The sequence below is a fragment of the Neoroseomonas marina genome (assembly GCF_012927745.1).
Lineage (GTDB): Bacteria > Pseudomonadota > Alphaproteobacteria > Acetobacterales > Acetobacteraceae > Neoroseomonas > Neoroseomonas marina.
This window is the reverse complement of sequence record NZ_JABBKX010000004.1, coordinates 15644-35795: the sequence shown is the minus strand read 5'-3', so window position 1 is coordinate 35795 and position 20152 is coordinate 15644. Positions and strand designations below refer to the sequence as shown.

Here is a 20152-nt window from a genome sequence, read left to right as displayed (position 1 = left end):
GACGCCGGGCGCCGGCCGTCCGGCCGGCTTGGCTTCGCGCGGGAACGGCGCATCGCGCGCGGCTGATGGTCGGGCGCGGTCGCGACTTGCGCTTCCGGCCCGGCGCCGGCGGCGGGCCGCAGGGGATGCTGCTGTTGGCGAACGAAGGTCATGGCGTCGGCGGCGCGGGCGGCTCGTCTTCCGGGGACGCGTCGTCCGGTTCGGGTTCCGCCGCGGCCTGGGGTTCCGCGGGCGCGGGGCCGAGCGGCAGGGCCGGCGCGGTCTCGGCCGTGACCAGTTCTTCCTTGCGCGGCAGGTCCGACAGCGCCTTCAGCCCGAACTGCTCGAGGAATTTCGGGGTGGTCCCCCACAGCGTCGGCCGGCCCGGCACCTCGCGCCGCCCGCGCGGGGCGATCAGGCCAAGTTCCAGCAGCGCTTCCAGCGTCGTCTGGGATAGCGTCGCACCGCGGATCTCCTCGATCTCGCCGCGGGTGCAGGGCTGGTGGTAGGCGATGACGGACAGCGCCTCCATCGCCGCGCGCGGCAGACGGCGCGGGGCCTGGACCACCTTGGTCAGCCGCTGCGCCAGATCCGGCGCGGTGCGGAACGCCCAGCCGCCGGCGACCTCGGTCAGCACGACACCCCTGCCCTCGCAGGCCTCGGCCAGGGCGGCGGCGACGGCGGTGGCGGTCAGCCCCTCCGGCAACACGGCGGCGAGCATGGCCGGCGTCACCGGCCGGTCGGAGGCATAGATCAGCGCCTCCGCGATGCGCACGCCCTCGGCGAGCAGCGCCGGGTCGGCCTCCGACGGTTCGGGCCCCGGTTCCGGCGCGGGCGGCACGGGCATGGGTTCGCCCGCCGCCGCGGGCGGCGCCTCGGGCGCCTCCTCCGGCGTCTCAGGCGTTCCGTTCATCCGTCGTACCTTCTTCCGTCCGGCGGCGGACCATGATGGGGCCGAAGGCCTCTTCCTGGCGGATCTCGATGCCGCCGCCGCGGGCCATCTCCAAGCCTGCCACGAGCGTGCTGGCAAGGGCCGCGCGCCGTTCCACCGGATCCACGATCGTATTGGGCAGGAAACCCTGCAGCACGGACCAGGACGGCAGGGCGCCGACCAGCCGGGTCAGGCGCTCCAGCGCCTCCTGCACGGTGAACAGCTTCCGCGGCTTTGGCCGATACGGCCGTTTCGCCAGCGCCCGCCGCCGCGCGGCAACATAGGCCTGCAGCAGAGAGGGCAGGTCGGCATGCAGGCCCGAACGGTCCTCGACGCGCAGGCTTTCGGGCATGCCGCGGGCGAAGACGTCATGGCCCAGCCATGGACGGCGGTTCAGCCACAGCGCGGCTGCGCGCATGCGTTCCAGCTCCGCGAGCCGTTCCGTCAGCGTCTCGGCCAGCGCCTCGGCGTCCTCGCCCTCGGCTTCCTCGGGCGGGATCAGCAGGCGGGATTTCAGCCAGGCGAGCCAGGCGGCCATCACGAGCCAGTCGGCGGCGAGTTCCAGCCGCACGCGCCGGGCCCCCTCGATGACCGCCAGGTACTGGTCCACCAGCGCGACGATCGAGATCTTCGCGATGTCGACCTTCTGCGCCCGCGCCAGTTCCAGCAGCAGGTCGAGCGGGCCCTCGAACCCGTCCAGATGCAGTTGCAGCGTCTCGCTCATCCGCCCGCTCCGTGGCCCGTCAGAACGAGCACCAGGTCGAAGGCCGGCCCGACGAGGTTCCGCACGAACCAGTCCATCGGGTCCCAGCCAGGAACGACCATCGGCAGGACGAACAGGCCCAGTATGACGATCAGGAGTCCATAGGGTTCGACCCGTGCCAGCGCGATGGCCGGCCCACGGGGCAGGATGCCGACCAAGATCCGCCCGCCGTCGAGCGGAGGCAGCGGCAGGAGGTTGAAGAGCCCGAGCACCAGGTTCGCCACCATCACGAGGGCCAGGAAGCGCACGAGGTAGCGCGCCAGCTCGGTGCCGAGCATTCCCTCCCCGGCGACGACGGCATGGACCAGCAGGGCCGCGACGATGGCCTGCGCGGCATTCACGGCCGGTCCGGCGGCGGCGACCAGCACCATGCCCCAGCGCGGGTTGCGCAGACGCCAGATGTCCACCGGCACGGGCTTGGCCCAGCCGAATACTGCCTGGACCTGGCCGATCGTGAGCAACTGGCCGGCGATCATCAGCCCCGGCAGGATCAGGGTGCCGAAGGTGTCGACATGGCGCAGCGGGTTCAGGCTGATCCGGCCCGCCCGCTTCGCCGTATCGTCGCCCAGCGCCAGCGCGGCGTAGCCATGCGCCGCCTCGTGCATCGTGATGGCGAGCACCGCGGCGAGCACCGCCGCTGCGGCTTCCGGAAGCCAGTCGAGCATCAGGCGGCGGGGCGCGCTGTCGGGTCGTCGCCCGCCGCGGCGCCGGATGCGGCGCCGAGGGCGGCGTCCCGCAGGCGGCGCAGCGCCCCCGGATCGCGGTCGCGGAAGGCATCACGCGCGGCGCGCGCGGCGGCGAGGCGCGCCTCGGCCCGATCGGTCAGCCGCGGGCAGGCCGACAACAGCGCCGCCGTCTCGGCCAGGCGGCCCGTGCAGTGCAGGACGACGTCGCAGCCGGCCTCCAGTGCCGCGCCGGCGAGGTCGTTCGAGGTGCCCTGCAGCGCCCCCATGGCGAGATCGTCCGTCACGACGACCCCGTCGAAGCCGATCTCGCCGCGGATGATGTCGTTGATCACGCGGGCAGAGATGGTGGCGGGGCGGGCTGCATCCCAGGCCTCGTAGAGAACATGGGCCGTCATCGCCCAGGCGCCCGATGCCGCCAGGGACCGGAAGGGCGCGATGTCCTCGGCCAGTTCGGCGGCGCCGGCACCGACACGCGGCAGTTCGTGGTGGCTGTCGGCCATCGAACGGCCGTGGCCGGGGATATGCTTGATGACCGGAATGGCGCCGGCCGCCTGCAGTCCCGCGATCACCGCCGCGCCGCAGCGGGCGATCTCGGCGGGGTCGGCGGCATAGGCGCGGTCGCCGATGACGCCATGGGCGCCCGGGATGCGCAGGTCCAAAACGGGGGCGCAGACCACGTCGAGGCCCTCGGCCACGCAGGTCGCGCCGAGCAGCAGCGCGTTGGCGCGGATGGCCGGCTCCGGCGACCCCTCCAGCGCAGCGGCCGCCGGGAAGCGGTCCCAATGCGGCGGCTTGAGGCGTGCGACACGACCGCCTTCCTGGTCCACCAGGATCGGCGCCTCAGCGCCCAGGATGTCGCGGATCGAGGCGGTCAACGCCCGCAGTTGCGGCGGTGCCACGACGTTGCGGGCAAAGAGTATGGCTCCGAGCGGCCGTTCGGCGCGCAGCAGGGCCGCTTCCTCGGAGGTCATGGCGGGGCCGGACAGGCCGACGATCGCCGCGCGGGGGGTCACGGGGCTGGCTGCCGGGTCAGCGGATGATGACGCAGGGCATCTGCTTCGCGCGCGCCTGCTCGCAGAAGGCCTGCGCTGCCGCGACATCGGCGAAGCCGCCGGTGCGGAGACGATACAGCGTGGGCTGCCCTTCCCGCTCGAAGCGCACGATCTGCGGGCGGAAGGCGCCCAGCAGGTCGCTGTGCCGCCGCGCCAGGCGGTCCCATTCGCCGCGGGCGGATTCCTCCGAAGTCAGGGCGCCCAGCTGGACCCGGATCGTCCCGTTCGGCGCAGGCGCCAGGTGCGCGGGTGCCGCGGCCGGCGCAGCTGCAGGGGCCTGGGCCGTCGGGCCCGCCGCCGGCGCCGCTGCGGCCGGGGCCTGCCGCTGGGCGGCAGGGGCAGCCGGCGCGCCGTTGGCGGCCTGGCGGGTGGCAGCGGGGCTCGCCGGTGCGGCGGCCGGCGCCGCAGGCACGGCGGGTGCCGCCGCCTGCTGGGTCGGCTGCGCCACCTGGGCACGCAATGCATCGAGCCGCGGACCTTCGGATTCCGGCGCCAGCCGCGCGCCCGCGGCCGGGGCGCCGCCCCGGTTGCGTTCGAAGATCAGTTCGTCCTGGTTGGGGACCCGCAGCCCGCCGGGATCATCCGGGCGGACCTTGAAGGGCCGCGTGTCGGCTTCGATCAGCGGCACGCCGCGCGAACTGCCGCCGCGGCTGATGCCCCAGGCGATCGCGGCGCCGACCATCAGGACGGCGGCGAGTCCCCCGCCGATCGCGATCATCCGCCACGGCGGCCCGTTGTCGGCAGGCCGGACCCGATAGGACGGCACCTGAACGTCTGTCATGCCCAACCCCCCTGGGCCGTGGGCAAGCCCCTCAGCGCATCTCCTCCACCGGCGTCACCCCCATGACGCCGAGGCCCGAGCGGATCACCGTCGCGGTCGCCGCGACGAGGGCCAGCCGGGCCCGGGTCGCCTCCGGCTCCTCCGCCCGGATGAACCGGAGCGTCGAATCGTCGCGACCCCGATTCCACAGTACATGAAAATCCCCGGCCAAGTCCTGAAGATAGAACGCGATTCGGTGGGGCTCACGCGCTGTTGCGGCGGCTTCCACCGTGCGCGGCCAGGCCGCGATGCGCCGGATCAGGGCCATTTCCGCCGGGTCGGTCAGGGCCGCGAGCGGCGCCGAGGCGAGCTCCCCGGCCTTCGGGTCCCCGGCCTGCCGCAACACCGACCGGCAGCGCGCATGGGCGTACTGCACGTAGAAGACCGGATTGTCCCGCGATTGCTCGACCACCTTGTCGAGGTCGAACTCCATCTGCGCGTCGGACTTGCGCGTCAGCATGGTGAACCGCACGGCGTCGCGGCCGACTTCCTCGATCAGGTCGCGCAGCGTGATGTAGGTGCCGGCGCGCTTCGACATGCGCACGGGCTCGCCGGCCTTCATGACGTGCACGATCTGGCACAGCACGATCTCGAGCGGCACCGTCCCGCCCGACAGCGCACGCACCGCCGCCGTCATGCGGTTGACGTAGCCGCCATGGTCGGCGCCCCAGACGTCGATCAGCAGTTGATGCCCGCGGCCGATCTTGTCGGCGTGGCAGGCGATGTCGTTGGCGAAGTAGGTGTTCGACCCGTCCGACTTGCGCAGCGGGCGGTCGACGTCGTCGCCGAAATCGGTGGCGCGGAACAGCGTCTGCGGCCGCGGCTCCCAATCCTCGGGCGTCTTGCCCTTGGGGGGCTCGAGCACGCCCTCGTAGATCAGGCCCTTGTCCTCGAGCAGCTTGACCGCGCCCTCGACGGCGCCAGCCTCGACCAGCGCGCGCTCCGAGAGGAAAACATCCTGGTTTACGCCGAGCAGCGCGAGGTCCTCGCGGATCTCGCCCATCATCATCGCCACCGCGGTCTCGCGGCAGGTGTCGAGCCAGGCCGACTTCACGAGCCAGCCGCGTTCCAGCGCCGGGCCGAAGGCGGACAGCGTCTCCTCGCCCGGCAGGCTGTCCGCCCCGACGCGACGCGCGACCAGGCTGTCGCCGTAGCGTTCGGCGAGCGCTTCCCCCACCGCGACCAGGTAGTCGCCGCGATACTGCAGCGTGACGCCGAAGCGACGCTCGGTCTGCTCCGCGTTCCACTCCTCGGCGTCGAGGGTCACCGCGCGCAGGTAGCGCCAATAGGCCGCCCAGCCGAGGGCCGCGACCTGGTTGCCGGCGTCGTTGACGTAGTACTCCTTCGTCACCGCCCAACCGGCCTTCGCCATCAGGTTGGCGAGGGCATCGCCCACCACGGCGCCTCGGCAATGCCCGACATGCATCGGCCCCGTCGGGTTGGCCGAGACGTATTCGACATTGGCGCGGATGCCGGCGCCGATCCTGGAATCGCCATAGGCCTCACCGACCAGCAGCACCGTGCCGACCTGGGCGCGGAGGAAATCCTCCTTCAGCCGCAGGTTCACGAAGCCCGGACCGGCGGGCGTCGCCTCGGACACCATCGGCAGGGCGAGCAGGCGTTCGGCCAGCGCGGCGGCGAGCTTCGGCGGCGGCATGCGCGCGGGCTTGGCAGCGACCAGCGCGGCATTCGTCGCCATGTCGCCATGCGCCGCCTCGCGCGGGGGCTCGACCTGGACGCGCGCCAGGGCCTCGGCCGGAAGGTCGGGGACCAGGGCGGCGAGCGCGCCGCGCACCTCCTGGGTCAGGAGCGTGAAGATGTTCTCGGTCATGGGCTCTCAGCCAGGAATATCGGGATCGGTCATGCGCCGGTGTTCCTCCAGCGCGTAGCGGTCGGTCATGCCGGCGATGTAGTCGCACACCACGCGGGCGCAGTGCGGCGACCCGGCGTCGCCCGCGCGGGCGCGCCACATCGGCGGCAGCATCTGCGGCCCGCCATGCAGCAGGCTGAACAGCATCTGCACCACGCGCTTCGACTTCGCCATGGTGCGGTTCACCCGCCAATGGCGGTACATGCGGGTGAACAGGAAGTCGCGCAGGACGTTGTTCGCCTCGACCATGCCGTCCGAGAAGGCGACGACCGGGCGCGGGGCCCGGCGGATGTCGTCCACGCTTGCCGGTGCCAGCGCGGCGATGCGGCACCGGGATTCCGCGACGACGTCGCCGACCATCAGGTTGATGACGCGGCGGATCATCTCGGACGGCACGCGGTCCTCGGCGCCTTCAGGTGCGGCGCGCCGCGCCTGGGCCAACGCGTCGCCGATCAGCGGCAACGACCCCACCTCGTCCAGCGTGAAGAGCCGCGCCCGCAGCCCGTCGTCCAGGTCGTGATTGTTGTAGGCGATGTCGTCCGCCAGGGCGGCGATCTGCGCCTCCGCACTCGCATGGGTATCGAGGTCGAGCGGATGCTGCGCGTCGTATTCGGCGATGTAGGGCGCCGGGCGGCGCAGCGGGCCGTTGTGCTTGGCAAGCCCTTCGAGGGTCTCCCAGGTCAGGTTCAGCCCGTCGAAGCCGGCATAGCGCGTCTCGAGCAGCGTCACGGCCTTGAGCGACTGCGCGTTGTGATCGAAGCCGCCATAGGGCTTCATCGCGCTGTTCAGCGCGTCCTCCCCCGCATGGCCGAAGGGCGGATGACCGAGGTCGTGGGCGAGTGCGAGCGCCTCGGAGAGATCCTCGTCGAGCGACAATTGGCGCGCGATCGACCGCGCGATCTGCGCGACCTCGATCGAATGGGTCAGGCGCGTCCGGAAATGATCGCCTTCGTGATAGACGAAGACCTGCGTCTTGTACTGCAGCCGCCGGAACGACGTGGCGTGGATGATGCGGTCCCGGTCCCGCTGGAAGGGCGAGCGCGCATCGCCCCCCGCTTCCGGATGCAACCGGCCGCGCGAGGTCTCCGGCCGGACGGCGTAGGGCGCGAGACTCATGGCCGGGGCCGTAGCATCCGGGCGCGCCCCCCGGCAACCGGCCGCCCGTTTGATCGGCGCGCCGGGCATCCTATGTTGGGGGGCCAGGAGTTCCCCGCCATGCCCGACGGCAGCAGCACCGCCCCCGCCTTCCGCGTCACCGACCGCGCCCGCGCCCAGATCAGCGAGATCGCCGCGCGCGAGGGCCGGCCCGCCGCCGGCCTGCGCCTGGCGGTCGAGGCCGGGGGCTGTTCCGGCTTCCAGTACAGGTTCGGGCTCGAGGACGGGCCCGCGGAGGATGACCTGGTGGTCGGCGACGGGGCCGGGCGCGTCTTCGTCGACCCCGTCTCGCTCGACCTGCTGGCGGGGGCGGAACTCGACTGGGCCGAGGAACTGATCGGGGCGCATTTCGCCATCCGCAACCCGCAGGCGGTCTCGGCCTGCGGCTGCGGGACGTCTTTCTCGATGGGCTGACGGGCCGGATTGCTGCGAGGCAGCATCGAACCGCCAGGTCCATTGCCGACGCATATCGTTCCGGCAACAGGGGCTCGCCGGACGGGCGAGCGAACCGGAAGGTTCTTCGGGGCCGAACCGACGTTCCACCATGCCGTCGCGCCCACGACCATCGCCCGGATCGGGGCCGTCCTGCCCTGGATGGCGGCGGCGGTGGCCGCCTGAAGGCCGGTCGCGCGGCCGGCGCCGGGAGGGTATAGGAACACCCTTCCCTTCCGAACGAAGCCGGGATGAAGCTCGCGACCTTCAACGTCAATTCGATCCGCCAGCGTGCAGGCCATGTCGCGCGCTTCCTGCAGCGCGCGCAGCCGGATCTGCTCTTCCTGCAGGAAACGCGCTGCACGGCCGAACAGGTGCCGGTCATGGAGTTCGAGGCGCTGGGCTACAGGACGCACGCCGTCGGCCAGGCCGGCGGGCGAAACGGCGTCGCGGTGATCGGCCGCGTCCCCTTCGAGGTCGTGGCCGAGCACCTCCCCGGCGACGAGGAGGACACTCAAGCCCGGTATGTCGAAGTCCGTGCCGAGGGCCTCAATGCCGCGGGGATCTATCTGCCCAACGGCAATTCCGGTGGCGATGCCGGCTTCTCCTTCAAGCTGCGCTGGATGGACCGGCTGCGGGCGGTGGCAGCCGAACGACTCGACACCTTCACGCCCTTCGCGATCCTGGGCGACTTCAACGTCTGCCCGACGCCCGCCGACCTCGCCCCCGGCGCCCTGCCGCCCACGGACGCCCTGGTCCGGCCGGAGAGCCGCGCGCGGTTTCGCGCCCTGCTGCATCTGGGCCTGACGGACGCCCTGCGCGCGCTGCACCCGCAGGAGACGCTGTTCACCTACTGGGACTACGGCGCGGCCTTCGAGATCAACCGCGGCCTGCGCATCGACCATGTGCTGCTCAGCGCCGACCTCGCGGAACGGCTCGAGGCCTGCGAGGTCGATACCATGCCGCGCAGCGAGGCGCAGCCGTCGGACCACACGCCGGTGATCGCGACGCTGCGCTGACCCGCTACCAGCGGCGCCCGTACCAGGGCCGGCCGTAGTAGCCGGGGCCCCAGTAGCCCCGCGGGCCCCAATAGAAGCCGAGCCCGATCGAGGGCGAGACCACCACCGGCGGTGCCGGCGGCGGCACGTAGTAGACCGGCGCGCCCTCGCTGCCGGGATAGGCGTAGCTGGGCGGCGCATAGGCCACGGGCGGCGCAGGCGGCGGGACATAGACGCCCACGGGGGCAGCCGGCGGCAGCGGGCCGAGCGAACCGTCGGGATAGACGGCGCACCCGCCGAGCAGCGCGGCCAGGCCAAGGCAGGGCAGGAAGCGGGACATGACAGGCCTCATCGTCATCGGACGCGCCAGTAGCCGCCCCAGCACCGGCCCCAGGCGTCGCAGCGCCGCGGCACCCAGACGCGCCGCGGCCGTGGCGCAACATAGACCGCCGGGGGCGGCGGCGGGGGCGGCGCGACATAGATGGGCGCGGGTGGCGGCGGCGCGGCCGGCGCATAAGCCACCGGCTGCGGGTAGGCGACGCATCCCGCGAGGCCGGCCCCGCCCATTAGCGGCAGCATGATGCGGCGGAGCATCATCGGCGTCCTCCAATGCGCCGGTTCAACGCACCGTCGCATCGGAGGTTTCTGCGCCCCGCCGATGGCAGGGCGATGGCATACGAAGTGTAACGCTACTGGTCGGCGTAGCAGTGCGTCTCGGCCGCGCCACCCGGATGCGTCACGGCGCCGAGATGGGCCGGGCCGACGAGCTGCGCGTACTTCCACAGGCCGCCGGCATTGTAGTCGTGGCCGCGGGGCTTCCAGGCAGCGCGGCGCCGCGCGATCTCGTCGTCCGGCACGATCATGTCGATGGTGCCCTTCTCCGCGTCGATCACGATGCGGTCGCCGTTCTGCAGCAGCGCGATGGGGCCGCCGACCGCGGCTTCGGGCCCGACATGCCCGATGCAGAAGCCGCGCGTCGCCCCCGAGAAACGGCCATCGGTGATGAGCGCGACCTTGTCGCCCATGCCCTGCCCGTAGATGGCCGAGGTGGTGGAGAGCATCTCGCGCATGCCAGGACCGCCCTTGGGGCCTTCGTAGCGCACGATGATGACGTCGCCGGGCTTGTAGGCGCGGGCCTCGACGGCGGCGAAGGCGTCCTCCTCGCAGTCGAAGCACAGCGCGGTGCCCTCGAAGCGCAGGTTGTGCATGCCCGCGATCTTCACGATCGCGCCGTCCGGGGCGAGGTTGCCGTGCAGCGCCACCACCCCGCCGATCGGGGAGATGGGGTTGGTGGTCGGATGCACCACGTCCTGGTCCTTCGGGATGATCACCTCGCGCTGGTTCTCGGCGAGCGTCTTCCCGGTGACCGTCATGCAGTCGCCCTTCACATAGCCGCCGTCGAGCAGCGCCTTGATGATCACGGGCACGCCGCCGATGCGGTGCACGTCGGCCGCGACGTATTTCCCGCCGGGCTTGAGGTCCGCGATGTGTGGCGTCTTGCGCATGATCTCCGCGACATCCTGCAGGGTGAAGCGGATGCCGGCCTCATGCGCCATGGCCGGCAGGTGCAGCGCGGCATTTGTCGAACCGCCCGTCGCGCCGACGATCGCCGCCGCGTTGTGCAGGGCGTCCAGGGTGACGATGTCGCGCGGGCGGAGGTTGCGGCGGATCAGTTCCACCACCGCCTTGCCGGAGGCCACGGCATAGGCGTCGCGCTCCTCGAAAGGCGCCGGCGCGCCGGCGGAAAACGGCAGCGCGAGGCCGATCATCTCGGACACGCAGGCCATGGTGTTGGCGGTGAACTGGCCGCCGCAGGCGCCGGCGCCGGGGCAGGCGTGGCGCTCGAGCTCGTCCAGCTCCTCGTTGGACATGTTGCCCGCGGCGTGCTGACCGACCGCCTCGAAGATGTCGAGCACGGTCACGTCCCGCCCATGGTGCTTACCGGGCATGATCGAGCCGCCATACATGAACACGGATGGCACGTTCAGCCGCAGCATCGCCATCATCACGCCCGGCAGCGACTTGTCACAGCCCGCGATGCCGACCAGCGCGTCGTAGCAATGGCCGCGCATGGTGAGTTCGATCGAATCGGCGATGGCCTCGCGCGAGGCGAGCGAGGACTTCATCGACTGATGTCCCATGGCGATGCCGTCGGTCACCGTGATGGTGGTGAATTCGCGCGGCGTCGCCCCGCCGTCCTTCACGCCCTTCTTGGCGGCCTGGGCCTGGCGGGACAGCGCGATATTGCAGGGCGCGGCCTCGTTCCAGCAGGAGGCGACGCCGACCAGCGGCTGGTCGATCTCCTCCCGCGTCAGGCCCATCGCATAGAGGTAGGACCGATGCGGCGCGCGCTCCGGTCCCTGCGTGGTGTGGCGGCTGGGCAGGCGGGACTTGTCCCAACGGGTCGCGGACATGGACGGCTTCCTCAGGCGTGTCTGAAGCCTATCCCGGCGCGGATGCCCTGTCCGCGTCAAGCCTCCGCGGGGGTCATCGCATGGGCTTCGGCCAGCAGCCCGAAGGACCGCAGGCGGGCAGCAGGGTCGTGGATCTGCGCGGTGACCATCAGCTCGTCCGCCCCCGTGCGGGTGACGAGGTCCGCAATGCCGCGCCGGACCGTATCCGGCGTGCCGACCACCGAGCAGGACAGCGCGTTGTCGAGGATCATCCGCGCCCGTGAATCGAGCCGCGCCTCATAGCCTTCCATCGGCGCCGGCAGCTTGCCGGGACGGCCGGTGCGCAGGTTCACGAAAGCCTGCTGCAGCGAGGTGAAGAGGAAGCGCGCCTCCGCTTCGGTCGGCGCCGCGAAGACGTTCACGCCGATCATGACATGCGGCTTCGCCAGGCGCTCGGAGGGGCGGAAGGTCTCGCGATAGACCCGGATCGCCTCCATCATCATCTGCGGCGCGAAATGCGAGGCGAAGGCGTAGGGCAGCCCGAGATAGGCGGCGAGTTGCGCCCCGAAAGTGCTGGACCCGAGGATCCAGATCTCGACCTCCTGCCCTTCCCCCGGCACGGCGCGCAGCGCCTGGTCCGGATCGGCGGGACGCAGATACTCCATCAGTTCCAGCACGTCCTGCGGGAAGGAATCGGCATCCCCCGCGAGGTTCCGCCGCAGCGCGCGGGCCGCGACCTGGTCGGTGCCCGGCGCCCGGCCCAGGCCCAGATCGATGCGCCCCGGATACAGCGCGGCGAGCGTGCCGAACTGCTCCGCGATGATGAGCGGGGCGTGGTTGGGCAGCATGATGCCGCCGGCGCCGATGCGGATCCGCCGAGTGCCCTCGGCCACATGCGCGAGTGCCACGGCGGTGGCGGCGCTGGCGATGCCCGGCATGTTGTGGTGCTCCGCCATCCAGAAGCGCCGATAGCCGAGCGCATCCGCGTGGCGGGCCAGGTCACGGGAGTTGCGCAGCGCCTGGCCGGCGTCGCTGCCCTCCGGGATGGGCGAGAGGTCGAGGATCGAAAGGGGGGTCATGTCCCGCATATGGGGCGGCCCGACCGGCAGCGTCAGCCCTTCACCCGGGCGATCAGTTCCATCGCCGCGGCGGGGTTGCGTTCCTTCTCGCCGCTGATGACGAACAGGAAGACGTCGCGCGGGACCTTGGCGGCCGCCTGCGCGACCGGCGCCCCGAGGTCGTCGAGCCCATGCCCCTCGGCCAAGGCCCGTGCGCGCTTCGCCCAGGCTTCCAGCGCCGCCGCCGGGTATCCGGCCCCATGGTCGGCCGTGGTCCCCATGAGGCGCAGATAGGCGAAGGGAGCCGTCAGGTCGGCGAAAAGCGGGTAGTCGCTGTCCGCCGCCGTCACGATGGCGACGCCATGCTTGCGCGCGATGGCGACGAATTCGGGATGGCGGAAGCTTTCGTGCCGCGCCTCGATGGCGTGGCGAAGCGTCAGGCCGTCGAGCGACCTTGGCAGCAGGGCGAGGAAGGCATCGATATCCGCCGCGTCGAACGGCTTGGTCGCGGCCAACTGCCAGTTGATCGGACCGAGCTTCGCCTTCAGCGCCGTCACGCCGCTGGCGAAGAACTTCTCCAGCGACGGTCCGGCTTCGGCCAGCACGCGGCGGTTGGTGACGAAGCGCGAACCCTTGAGCGCGAAGACGAAGCCCTCGGGCACCTCGTCATGCCATTTCGCGAAGCTCTCCGGCGATTGCAGGCGGTAGAAGGTGCCGTTGACCTCGATGCCCGTCAGGTGCCGCCCGGCATGGGCGAGCTCGTTCTTGTGGGGCAGCCCCTTCGGGTAGAAGACGCCGCGCCAGGGCGGGAAGGTCCAGCCGCCGATGCCGACGTGGATGCTGCCCTTCGCCTTGGCCGGCATCGTATCCTCCTATCCGATCGCGAGCAGGAAGCCGACCGCCACGCCGATGGCGACGAGCCCCGAGATGCCCTGGGCGACGGCCTTCGACATGCCGAACCGCGCCAGCAGGTCCCGCCCCACCACCGTCACCACGACGAAGATCGTGATGGCGATGAAGAGGTTGAGCGTGGCGCTGTCGAACATCAGCCGGCGATCCGCGCCATGGCGGCGTCGAGGCGCGCCATCTCGACCTTCGCGGCGGCGAGACGCTCGCGGTTCTCTTCCACCACCTCCTCGGGGGCGCGGGAGACGAAGGTCTCGTTGCCGAGCTTGGCTTCGATCTTCTGTGCCTCGCCCTCGATGCGGGCGCGTTCCTTGGCGAGGCGCGCACGCTCGGCGCCGAGGTCGATGACGTCCGCGAGCGGCAGCATGATGGTGGCTTCGCCCACCACGGCCTGCACGGCGCCCTTGGGCGCCTCACCCTCCAGCGCGCGGATCTCGGTCGCGCGGCCGAGGCGGCGGATCGCATCCTCCCACCGCTTGGCGCGGGACAGCGATTCACCCGAGGCACCGGCGAGCAGCAGCGGCACGGTGATGGACGGCGCGACGTTCATCTCGGAGCGCACCGTGCGCACCTCGGACACCAGGCGCACGACCCAGTCGAGTTCCGCCCGCGCGTCGGCAGCGCCGTCCACGGACACCGCCTCCGGCCAGGCCGCCCGGATCAGGCTGCCTTCCGCGCCATAGCCCATGCGGTGCCAGAGTTCCTCGGTGAGGAACGGCATCACCGGATGCAGCATCCGCAGGATGGTGCCGAGCACGTGCTGGGCCGCACCCTTCACCTCGTCCTTGTCCGCCCCGTCCGGGCCGTTCAGCACCGGCTTGGCGAATTCCAGGAACCAGTCGCAGAAGGTATTCCAGGTGAAGCGGTAGCAGGCACCGGCGTAGTCGTCGAAGCGGAAGGCTTCGAGCGCGGCATTGGCTTCCGCGACGGCGTTGTTCGCGGCGTCCAGGATCCAGCGCGACAGCGGCAGCTTCGCCGACGCCGGATCGAAGTCCGTGCGCGGCGCGATGCCGTTCATCTCGCAGAAGCGCGACGCGTTCCAGATCTTGGTGGCGAAGGCGCGGTAGCCCTCGATGCGCTGCTTCGGCAGCTTGATGTCGCGCCCCGGCCCGGCCAGGGCGCAGAGCGTGAAGCGCACCGCATCCGCGCCATGCGCGTCGATCAGTTCGAGCGGGTCGAGAACGTTGCCCTTCGACTTCGACATCTTCTGGCCCTTCTCGTCGCGCACCAGGCCGTGGATGTAGACCGTCTTGAAGGGCGTCTCGCCCATGAAGTGGATGCCCATCATCATCATCCGGGCGACCCAGAAGAAGATGATGTCGAAGGCGGTCACCAGCACGTCGCCGGGGTAGTATTTCGCCAGTTCCGGCGTCTTCTGCGGCCAGCCGATGGTGCTGAACGGCCACAGCGCGGAGCTGAACCAGGTGTCGAGCACGTCCTCGTCGCGCGTCAGCTCGACGTCGCGGCCGAACTTGGCGCGCGCCAGGCTGCGGGCCTCGTCCTCGGTATGGGCGACGAAGACCTCGCCGTCCGGCGCATACCAGGCCGGGATCTGGTGGCCCCACCAGAGCTGGCGGGACACGCACCAGGGCTGGATGTCGCGCATCCAGGCGAAGAAGGTGTTCTCCCACTGCTTGGGCGTGAACACGGTCTGGCCGGTCTCGACCGCCTTGATCGCGGGCTGCGCCAGCGTCTTGGCGTCGACGTACCACTGCATGGTCAGGCGCGGTTCGATCGGCACGCCGGAGCGGTCGCCATGCGGCACGGCATGGGTGTGCGGCTCGATCTTCTCGACGAGCTCCATCTCCTCGAGCCGCGCGACGATCGCCTTGCGCGCCGCGAAGCGGTCCTGGCCGGCGAGGCCGCGGACGAAGTCGAGATCCGAGACGCCCTCGACCGCGGCGAGCGAGGCCGCGATCTCGTCCAGCATCACCTTGCCTTCCGCATCGAGCACGGAGGGCGAGGCCAGCGCATGGCGCTTGCCGACCTCGAAGTCGTTGAAGTCGTGCGCGGGGGTGATCTTCACCGCGCCCGAGCCCTTCTCCGGGTCGGAATACTCGTCCGCCACCACCGGAATGGCGCGGCCGGTCAGCGGCAGGATCACGCGCTTGCCGACCAGGTCGCGGAAGCGCTCATCCCCGGGGTGCACGGCCACCGCCGTGTCGCCCAGCATCGTCTCGGGCCGCGTCGTCGCGACCACGAGGAAGCGGCCTGGCTCGCCCTCCACCGGGTAGCGGAGGTGCCACAGATGCCCCTTCACCTCCTTGCTCTCGACCTCGAGGTCCGAGATCGCGGTGAGGAACTTCGGGTCCCAGTTCACCAGGCGCTTGTCGCGGTAGAGCAGGCCTTCGCGGTAGAGGCGCACGAAGACCTCGCGCACCGCCTCGGACAGGCCCTCGTCCATGGTGAAGCGCTCGCGCGGCCAGTCGAGCGACGCGCCGAGGCGCCGCAGCTGCCGGGTGATCGTCCCGCCGCTTTCGGCCTTCCATTCCCAGACGCGCTTCACGAAGGCCTCGCGGCCCATCGACCGACGGTCGGCATTGCCCTGCTGGGCCAGCAGCCGCTCGACCACCATCTGCGTCGCGATGCCGGCATGGTCCGTGCCCGGCTGCCACAGCGCGTCGCGCCCCTGCATGCGCCGCCAGCGGATCAGGACGTCCTGCAGCGTGTTGTCGAGCGCGTGACCGATATGCAGCGACCCCGTCACGTTCGGCGGCGGGATCATGATGGTGAAGGGCTTCGCCGGGGAGGCCGGGTTGGCCGAGAAGGCGCCCGCGCTCTCCCAGCCCTCATAAAGGCGCTGTTCGATCGCGGCGGGGTCGAAGGACTTGTCGAGCATGGGGCGCATCCCTTCCCCGCCGCCGCCGCCGCGTCAAGGGCGACGCGCAGCTATTGGACGCGCCGCGCATGGCTGGGGTAATCGGGCGTGACCACCCCGGGACCCGACCATGATCGCCAGCCGTCGTTGCCTGTTCGGCTTCGCCGCCACCGCCCTCGCCCGCCCGGCCCTCGCCCAGTCGCCATGGCCGAACGGGCCGGTCCGGCTGATCGCCCCCTTCCCGCCCGGCGGGTCGGTGGACACGATTTCGCGGCTGCTGCAGCCGACCCTTTCGGCCGAGCTCGGCGTCCCCGTGGTGATCGAGAACCGGCCCGGTGCGTCGGGCGCCATCGGGACGGCGGCGCTGGCCCGCGCCCCGGCGGACGGCCAGACCTGGGCGATGGTCTTCGACACCCATGCGGTGAACCCGGCGCTGATCCCGAACCTCGGCTTCGACACCAAGCGGGACCTGTCGGCGGTGATGCTCGTCGGCACCTCCCCCATGCTGATCACCACCCACAATTCGCGTCCCTGGCGGTCGCTGCCGGAGGTCATCGCGGCGGCCAAGGCCCGGCCGGACACCCTGACCTACGGATCGATCGGCAACGGGTCGCTGGCGCATCTGACCATGTCCCTCATGCAGAAGGCGGGCGATTTCCGGGTCGTGCACGTGCCCTATCGCGGCGGCGGGCCGATGAGCGCGGCTGCCGCCGCCGGCGAGCTCGACATGCCCATGGCGACCAATGCCGGCCTCGGCGGCCAGGTGGGGGCGACCCTGCGGCCGCTGGCGCAGACCGGCGGGCAGCGCTCCCCGCACTTCCCCGACCTGCCGACGGTCTCGGAATCCGGGGTGCCCGCGATCGACGCGCTGGCGTGGTGGGGTTTCATCGGCCGCGCCGGCGTGCCCGAGCCGATCGTCCGCCGCATCCATGCCGCCCTGGCCAAGGCGCTGGCAGTGCCGGACGTCAGCGCGCGGCTGAACGGACCGCTCGGCGTCGATGTCGTCGGGTCGAGCCCGGAGGCCTTCGCCGCCTTCCTCGACACGCAGATGACGGTCTGGGGCCAGGTGGTCAGGGACAACAATATCCGCCCGGACTGACCGCCGGCGGGGCGCGTCAGCCCAGGGCGCGCCCGACCACGCGTTCGATCTCGGCCCGGACCAATCGCTCGACCATGCCGGGCAGGTGCTGGTCCAGCCAGTCCTTCAGCAAGGGGCGGAGTTCCTCCCGCACCACGTCCTCGATCGACGGGCCGCCGCGGCTGACGGTGGCCGTGCGGTCGGCCGAGACCGCCTGAAGCAGCCGCCCGACGGAGGCTGCCGCAGCGGCGGCCACCGCCGGCGCCAGCAGCGCGTCGGCCGAAGGGACGGCGGTCGTGGGGGGCGGAGGCTCGGCTTCGATCGGCAAGGGGGTCAGCGCCTCCGGCGCCGGTGCAGGCGGGGAGACCATCATCTCCTCCGTCAGTACCAATGGGGACTCGTCGCCCCCGGGCGCCGCTGCGGGCTGCGCCGGAGGCGTTCCAGGCTGGGCGCCGGCCGGCGCCGCCTCGTCCTCGTTCAGGATGCGCCGGATGGAGGCGAGGATGTCCTCCATCGACTGGTCCGCCGTCATGCCGCCCGGGGGTTGCGGGATCGGCGGGGTCGGCGGCTGGCTCATGGGCTGCGCGGGCCCGGCGCCGGCTGCACCACGGGCGACAGGGACTGCACCTGCACCGCGCCTTGCGGCTGGTTCGGCACGTCCGAGAAATCGCCCGTCCCGAACCACCGGTCGCGCACCGCGTTGTAATAGGTGCGCGGATCGTAGACATCGACCGGCAGGCTGAGATCGCGCGCCGTGAGGCGCCCCACCGTCGCCGTCAGCGCGTAGGATGCGTTGATCAGCGTCGCGAGGGCCTGGACCAGGCTGACACGGGCGTTCAGCAGTTCCTGCTCGGCGTTCAGCACGTCCAGGGTCGTCCGGCTGCCGACGATCGCCTCGCGCTGGACGCCGTCGAGCGCGATCTCCTGGGCGCGGATCTGGGCCCGGACACTTTCAACCTGGGCGCGCGCGGTGCGGAGCGATTCCCATGCCTGCGTCGCCTGCTGCGCCGCGAGACGCTTCGCATCTGCCACCGCCTGCCGGGCCTGCTGCGCCGACTGGCGCGCCTGGCGGACGGCCGAATGCTCCGCGCCACCCTGATAGAGCGGCACGGACAGGTTCGCCGTGACCTGCGTACCCGTCTGGCGCGATCCTCGGGTCTGGTTGTTGTCGATGCGGAACGCCGAGGCATTCACGCTGACCTGCGGCATCAGGGCCGAGAACTGTACGTCGATGAAATCGCGCGCCGCGGCCTCGTCGAAGGCGGCGGCGACCACGGTCGGGTTGTTGTCGGTGGCGAGGCGAACCGCCTCCTCGACCGAGCGGACCGGCGGGATCACCGGCGGCGGGGCCTGCACACGGGCGGGCTCGACGCCGATCAGGCGCTGGAACACCGCGCGGGAGGACTGCAGGTTGCCTTCGGACTGCTGCAGGTTCGCCCGTGCACCTGCCAGGCGCGATTCCGCCTGGGCAACGTCGGTGCGAGTGATCTCGCCGACGCGGAAGCGTTCATTCGTCGCCTGCAACTGGCGCATGAGCACTTCGACGTTGTTGGCGTTGAGCCGCACCACCTCGCCATCGCGAATCACGGCCACATAGGCAGCGACGGAATCGAGCAGCACGCCCTGCTCGGTCGCCAGCAACCGCGCGCGCTGCGCATAGACCTGGTTCTCCGCGCGCCGCGTCGAGGAGGTTGTCCGGCCGCCGCGATAGATCGGCTGGGTCACCGTCGCCTGCAGCGTGGCCGTGTTGCGCGGGATGTCGGTGTAGGCGGAAAACGGCTCGCCCACCGTGGTCGGATTCAGGATGTTGCCCGCGGAATCGCGCGCCGCCGGCACGTTGGCCTGCAGCCGGTTGGTCGAATTGGTGTAGCCGCCCGCCCCCGAGAGGACGACGGTCGGCCGCCACCCCGACAGCGCCTGCGGCACGTTCTCGTCCACCGCCCGCTGCTGCGCGCGGGCGGCCAGCAACGTCGGATTGTTCGCGTAGGCGGCGGCCAGCGCCTCCTGCAGCGACTGCGCCCTGCCCTCGGCTGGCGCAAGCGCCGCCAGGGCAACGGAAAGCAGCATCGTCCCGCGAAGACTCATCATGTCAGTCGCCGATCCCCAGATCTTCCGGCCGGCAGTCCGCCGAAGCAGGCACGGACTGTAGCAGTGTCAGGGGAAAACCTTAACGCAGCGCAACACGGCCGCGCCAGCCCGCACCGGAACAAGGAAGTGTGTCGGACACCGCAACGAAGTCAGAAGGCGAAGGCCGGCGCCGCCGCAAAGCCCGCCAGGGCCGGGGCATGGGCGTCGAAGGCAGGCGTGGTCGTCGTGGTCCCGCCCGCGCGACGGGCGAGCAGCGCGCGCCCGGGCGGCCCACCCGCAAGGCCGATCGTCACGAGGCGGCCGCCTTCGGCGAGTTGCTCCTCGATCGCCTGCGGCACCTGGCCCACGCCGCCCTCGATCAGGATGACGTCCCAGGGTGCGCCGGCCGCGTAGCCCAGGGCCGGGTCCGCCTGCACCACCGTCACGCTGTCGGCCGGCGCCGCCGCCGGCAGCGCGGCCCGCGCGACGGCGAGGAGCGCGGGGTCGGCTTCAACGGCGGTGACGATGCCGCCGATCGCGGCGAGCAGCGCCGCGCCGAATCCGGTGCCCGCGGCGAGCACCAGGGCGCGTTCGCCACGCTTCAGCCCGGTGAGCTGCACGAGGCGCGCGATCACCAGCGGCTTCAGCATCGCCCGCCCCCCCGGCAGCGGGATGTCCGCATCGGCATAGGCGCGGGCGGCGAGCGCCGGCGGCACGAAGCGCTCGCGCGGCAATTCGCGCAGCGCGGCGACGATGCGCGGATCCTCCACGCGGTTGGGGCGGAGCTGCCCATCCACCATGAAGCGGCGCGCCGCGGCGAAATCCATCGTGATCGGCCTCGTGACAGGGTGCGGCCGCGTTATAGGTCGCTGCGGCCACGCGCGCCAACCCAGCGCTTGACCGCGGACGGCGCGCAGAGGATATGGGGCGCCCGCGCGGTCCGGTGGCCGAGTGGTCAGGCAAGGGTCTGCAAAACCCTCTACAGCGGTTCGATTCCGCTCCGGACCTGATCGCGCGGGTGGGTTTACATGGGTGTCGCCCCCGACTATATGCGGCGCCCGGCTCCGTTCCCCGATAGCTCAGTTGGTAGAGCGCGGGACTGTTAATCCCTAGGTCGTAGGTTCGAGTCCTACTCGGGGAGCCATC

20 protein-coding genes and 2 tRNA genes are annotated in these 20152 nt (G+C 71.5%); 5 read left to right on the top strand and 17 right to left on the bottom strand.

What is annotated here, in order from left to right; genetic code table 11:
- Positions 1-148 precede the first annotated feature (148 nt).
- Genes scpB through GWK16_RS13300 form a run of 7 tightly spaced genes read right to left on the bottom strand, consistent with a single transcriptional unit; the run spans position 149 to position 7217 of the window.
- Complete coding sequence (scpB, locus tag GWK16_RS13330; RefSeq protein WP_170054472.1) at positions 149-892, bottom strand: SMC-Scp complex subunit ScpB; 744 nt, start codon at positions 890-892, stop codon at positions 149-151.
- Entirely contained in the window at positions 876-1634 is a 759-nt protein-coding gene (locus tag GWK16_RS13325) for a segregation and condensation protein A (RefSeq protein ID WP_170054471.1), read from the bottom strand. Before GWK16_RS13325 ends, scpB begins: the two co-directional genes overlap by 17 nt.
- Complete coding sequence (locus GWK16_RS13320; protein WP_170054470.1) at positions 1631-2338, bottom strand: site-2 protease family protein; 708 nt, start codon at positions 2336-2338, stop codon at positions 1631-1633. The genes GWK16_RS13325 and GWK16_RS13320 overlap by 4 nt, the downstream gene beginning before the upstream one ends.
- Complete coding sequence (gene nagZ, locus GWK16_RS13315; protein ID WP_338144471.1) at positions 2338-3372, bottom strand: beta-N-acetylhexosaminidase; 1035 nt, start codon at positions 3370-3372, stop codon at positions 2338-2340. The genes GWK16_RS13320 and nagZ overlap by 1 nt, the downstream gene beginning before the upstream one ends.
- A 16-nt stretch (positions 3373-3388) precedes the next feature.
- Positions 3389-4192 carry an SPOR domain-containing protein gene (locus GWK16_RS13310; protein WP_170054468.1) on the bottom strand — a complete coding sequence of 268 codons (804 nt, stop codon included), beginning with the start codon at positions 4190-4192 and terminating at the stop codon, positions 3389-3391.
- A gap of 31 nt (positions 4193-4223) precedes the next feature.
- Positions 4224-6062: an arginine--tRNA ligase gene (locus GWK16_RS13305; RefSeq protein ID WP_170054467.1), complete on the bottom strand. Its 1839-nt coding sequence runs from the start codon at positions 6060-6062 to the stop codon at positions 4224-4226.
- 6 nt (positions 6063-6068) lie between these two features.
- Positions 6069-7217, bottom strand: coding sequence for a deoxyguanosinetriphosphate triphosphohydrolase (locus GWK16_RS13300; protein WP_170054466.1), 1149 nt, complete (start codon positions 7215-7217; stop codon positions 6069-6071).
- Between the two features lie 99 nt (positions 7218-7316).
- Between GWK16_RS13300 and GWK16_RS13295 the strand changes: the two genes are divergently transcribed.
- Entirely contained in the window at positions 7317-7670 is a 354-nt protein-coding gene (locus GWK16_RS13295; RefSeq protein WP_170054465.1) for a HesB/IscA family protein, read from the top strand.
- A 269-nt stretch (positions 7671-7939) separates the two neighbouring features.
- Positions 7940-8707, top strand: a complete 768-nt coding sequence (gene xth / locus GWK16_RS13290) for an exodeoxyribonuclease III (RefSeq protein WP_170054464.1) — start codon at positions 7940-7942, stop codon at positions 8705-8707.
- Between the two features lie 4 nt (positions 8708-8711).
- Here xth and GWK16_RS13285 read toward each other — a convergent pair whose 3' ends face one another.
- The 7 genes from GWK16_RS13285 to GWK16_RS13255 all read right to left on the bottom strand — a co-directional run bounded on the left by GWK16_RS13285 (position 8712) and on the right by GWK16_RS13255 (position 15882).
- The gene (locus tag GWK16_RS13285) at positions 8712-9026 is read right to left on the bottom strand and encodes a hypothetical protein (RefSeq protein WP_170054463.1); all 315 of its coding nucleotides are present in this window, start codon (positions 9024-9026) and stop codon (positions 8712-8714) included.
- 14 nt (positions 9027-9040) lie between these two features.
- Positions 9041-9283: a hypothetical protein gene (locus GWK16_RS13280; protein WP_170054440.1), complete on the bottom strand. Its 243-nt coding sequence runs from the start codon at positions 9281-9283 to the stop codon at positions 9041-9043.
- Between the two features lie 92 nt (positions 9284-9375).
- Positions 9376-11100, bottom strand: a complete 1725-nt coding sequence (gene ilvD, locus GWK16_RS13275) for a dihydroxy-acid dehydratase (protein WP_170054462.1) — start codon at positions 11098-11100, stop codon at positions 9376-9378.
- A gap of 56 nt (positions 11101-11156) precedes the next feature.
- The gene (locus GWK16_RS13270; RefSeq protein WP_170054461.1) at positions 11157-12158 is read right to left on the bottom strand and encodes an LLM class flavin-dependent oxidoreductase; all 1002 of its coding nucleotides are present in this window, start codon (positions 12156-12158) and stop codon (positions 11157-11159) included.
- A 32-nt stretch (positions 12159-12190) separates the two neighbouring features.
- Positions 12191-13000: a DUF72 domain-containing protein gene (locus GWK16_RS13265; protein ID WP_170054460.1), complete on the bottom strand. Its 810-nt coding sequence runs from the start codon at positions 12998-13000 to the stop codon at positions 12191-12193.
- A gap of 9 nt (positions 13001-13009) precedes the next feature.
- Positions 13010-13183 (bottom strand): hypothetical protein, encoded by a 174-nt coding sequence (locus tag GWK16_RS13260; protein ID WP_170054459.1) that lies wholly within the window; start codon positions 13181-13183, stop codon positions 13010-13012.
- Positions 13183-15882: a valine--tRNA ligase gene (locus GWK16_RS13255; protein ID WP_170054458.1), complete on the bottom strand. Its 2700-nt coding sequence runs from the start codon at positions 15880-15882 to the stop codon at positions 13183-13185. The genes GWK16_RS13260 and GWK16_RS13255 overlap by 1 nt, the downstream gene beginning before the upstream one ends.
- Before the next feature lie 109 nt (positions 15883-15991).
- Between GWK16_RS13255 and GWK16_RS13250 the strand changes: the two genes are divergently transcribed.
- Positions 15992-16960, top strand: coding sequence for a Bug family tripartite tricarboxylate transporter substrate binding protein (locus GWK16_RS13250; protein ID WP_170054457.1), 969 nt, complete (start codon positions 15992-15994; stop codon positions 16958-16960).
- A 16-nt stretch (positions 16961-16976) separates the two neighbouring features.
- Here the strand turns inward: GWK16_RS13250 and GWK16_RS13245 are convergent, their stop codons facing one another.
- The 3 genes from GWK16_RS13245 to GWK16_RS13235 form a co-directional block, all read right to left on the bottom strand.
- Positions 16977-17516, bottom strand: coding sequence for a DUF2497 domain-containing protein (locus GWK16_RS13245; RefSeq protein ID WP_170054456.1), 540 nt, complete (start codon positions 17514-17516; stop codon positions 16977-16979).
- A complete protein-coding gene (locus tag GWK16_RS13240) occupies positions 17513-19027 on the bottom strand; it encodes a TolC family outer membrane protein (protein ID WP_248291372.1) in 1515 nt (504 codons plus the stop codon). The genes GWK16_RS13245 and GWK16_RS13240 overlap by 4 nt, the downstream gene beginning before the upstream one ends.
- A gap of 149 nt (positions 19028-19176) precedes the next feature.
- Positions 19177-19833 (bottom strand): protein-L-isoaspartate O-methyltransferase family protein, encoded by a 657-nt coding sequence (locus GWK16_RS13235; RefSeq protein WP_170054455.1) that lies wholly within the window; start codon positions 19831-19833, stop codon positions 19177-19179.
- Between the two features lie 110 nt (positions 19834-19943).
- Here GWK16_RS13235 and GWK16_RS13230 point away from each other — a divergent pair.
- A tRNA-Cys gene (locus GWK16_RS13230) sits at positions 19944-20014 on the top strand.
- 60 nt (positions 20015-20074) lie between these two features.
- A tRNA-Asn gene (locus tag GWK16_RS13225) sits at positions 20075-20150 on the top strand.
- Positions 20151-20152 lie beyond the last annotated feature (2 nt).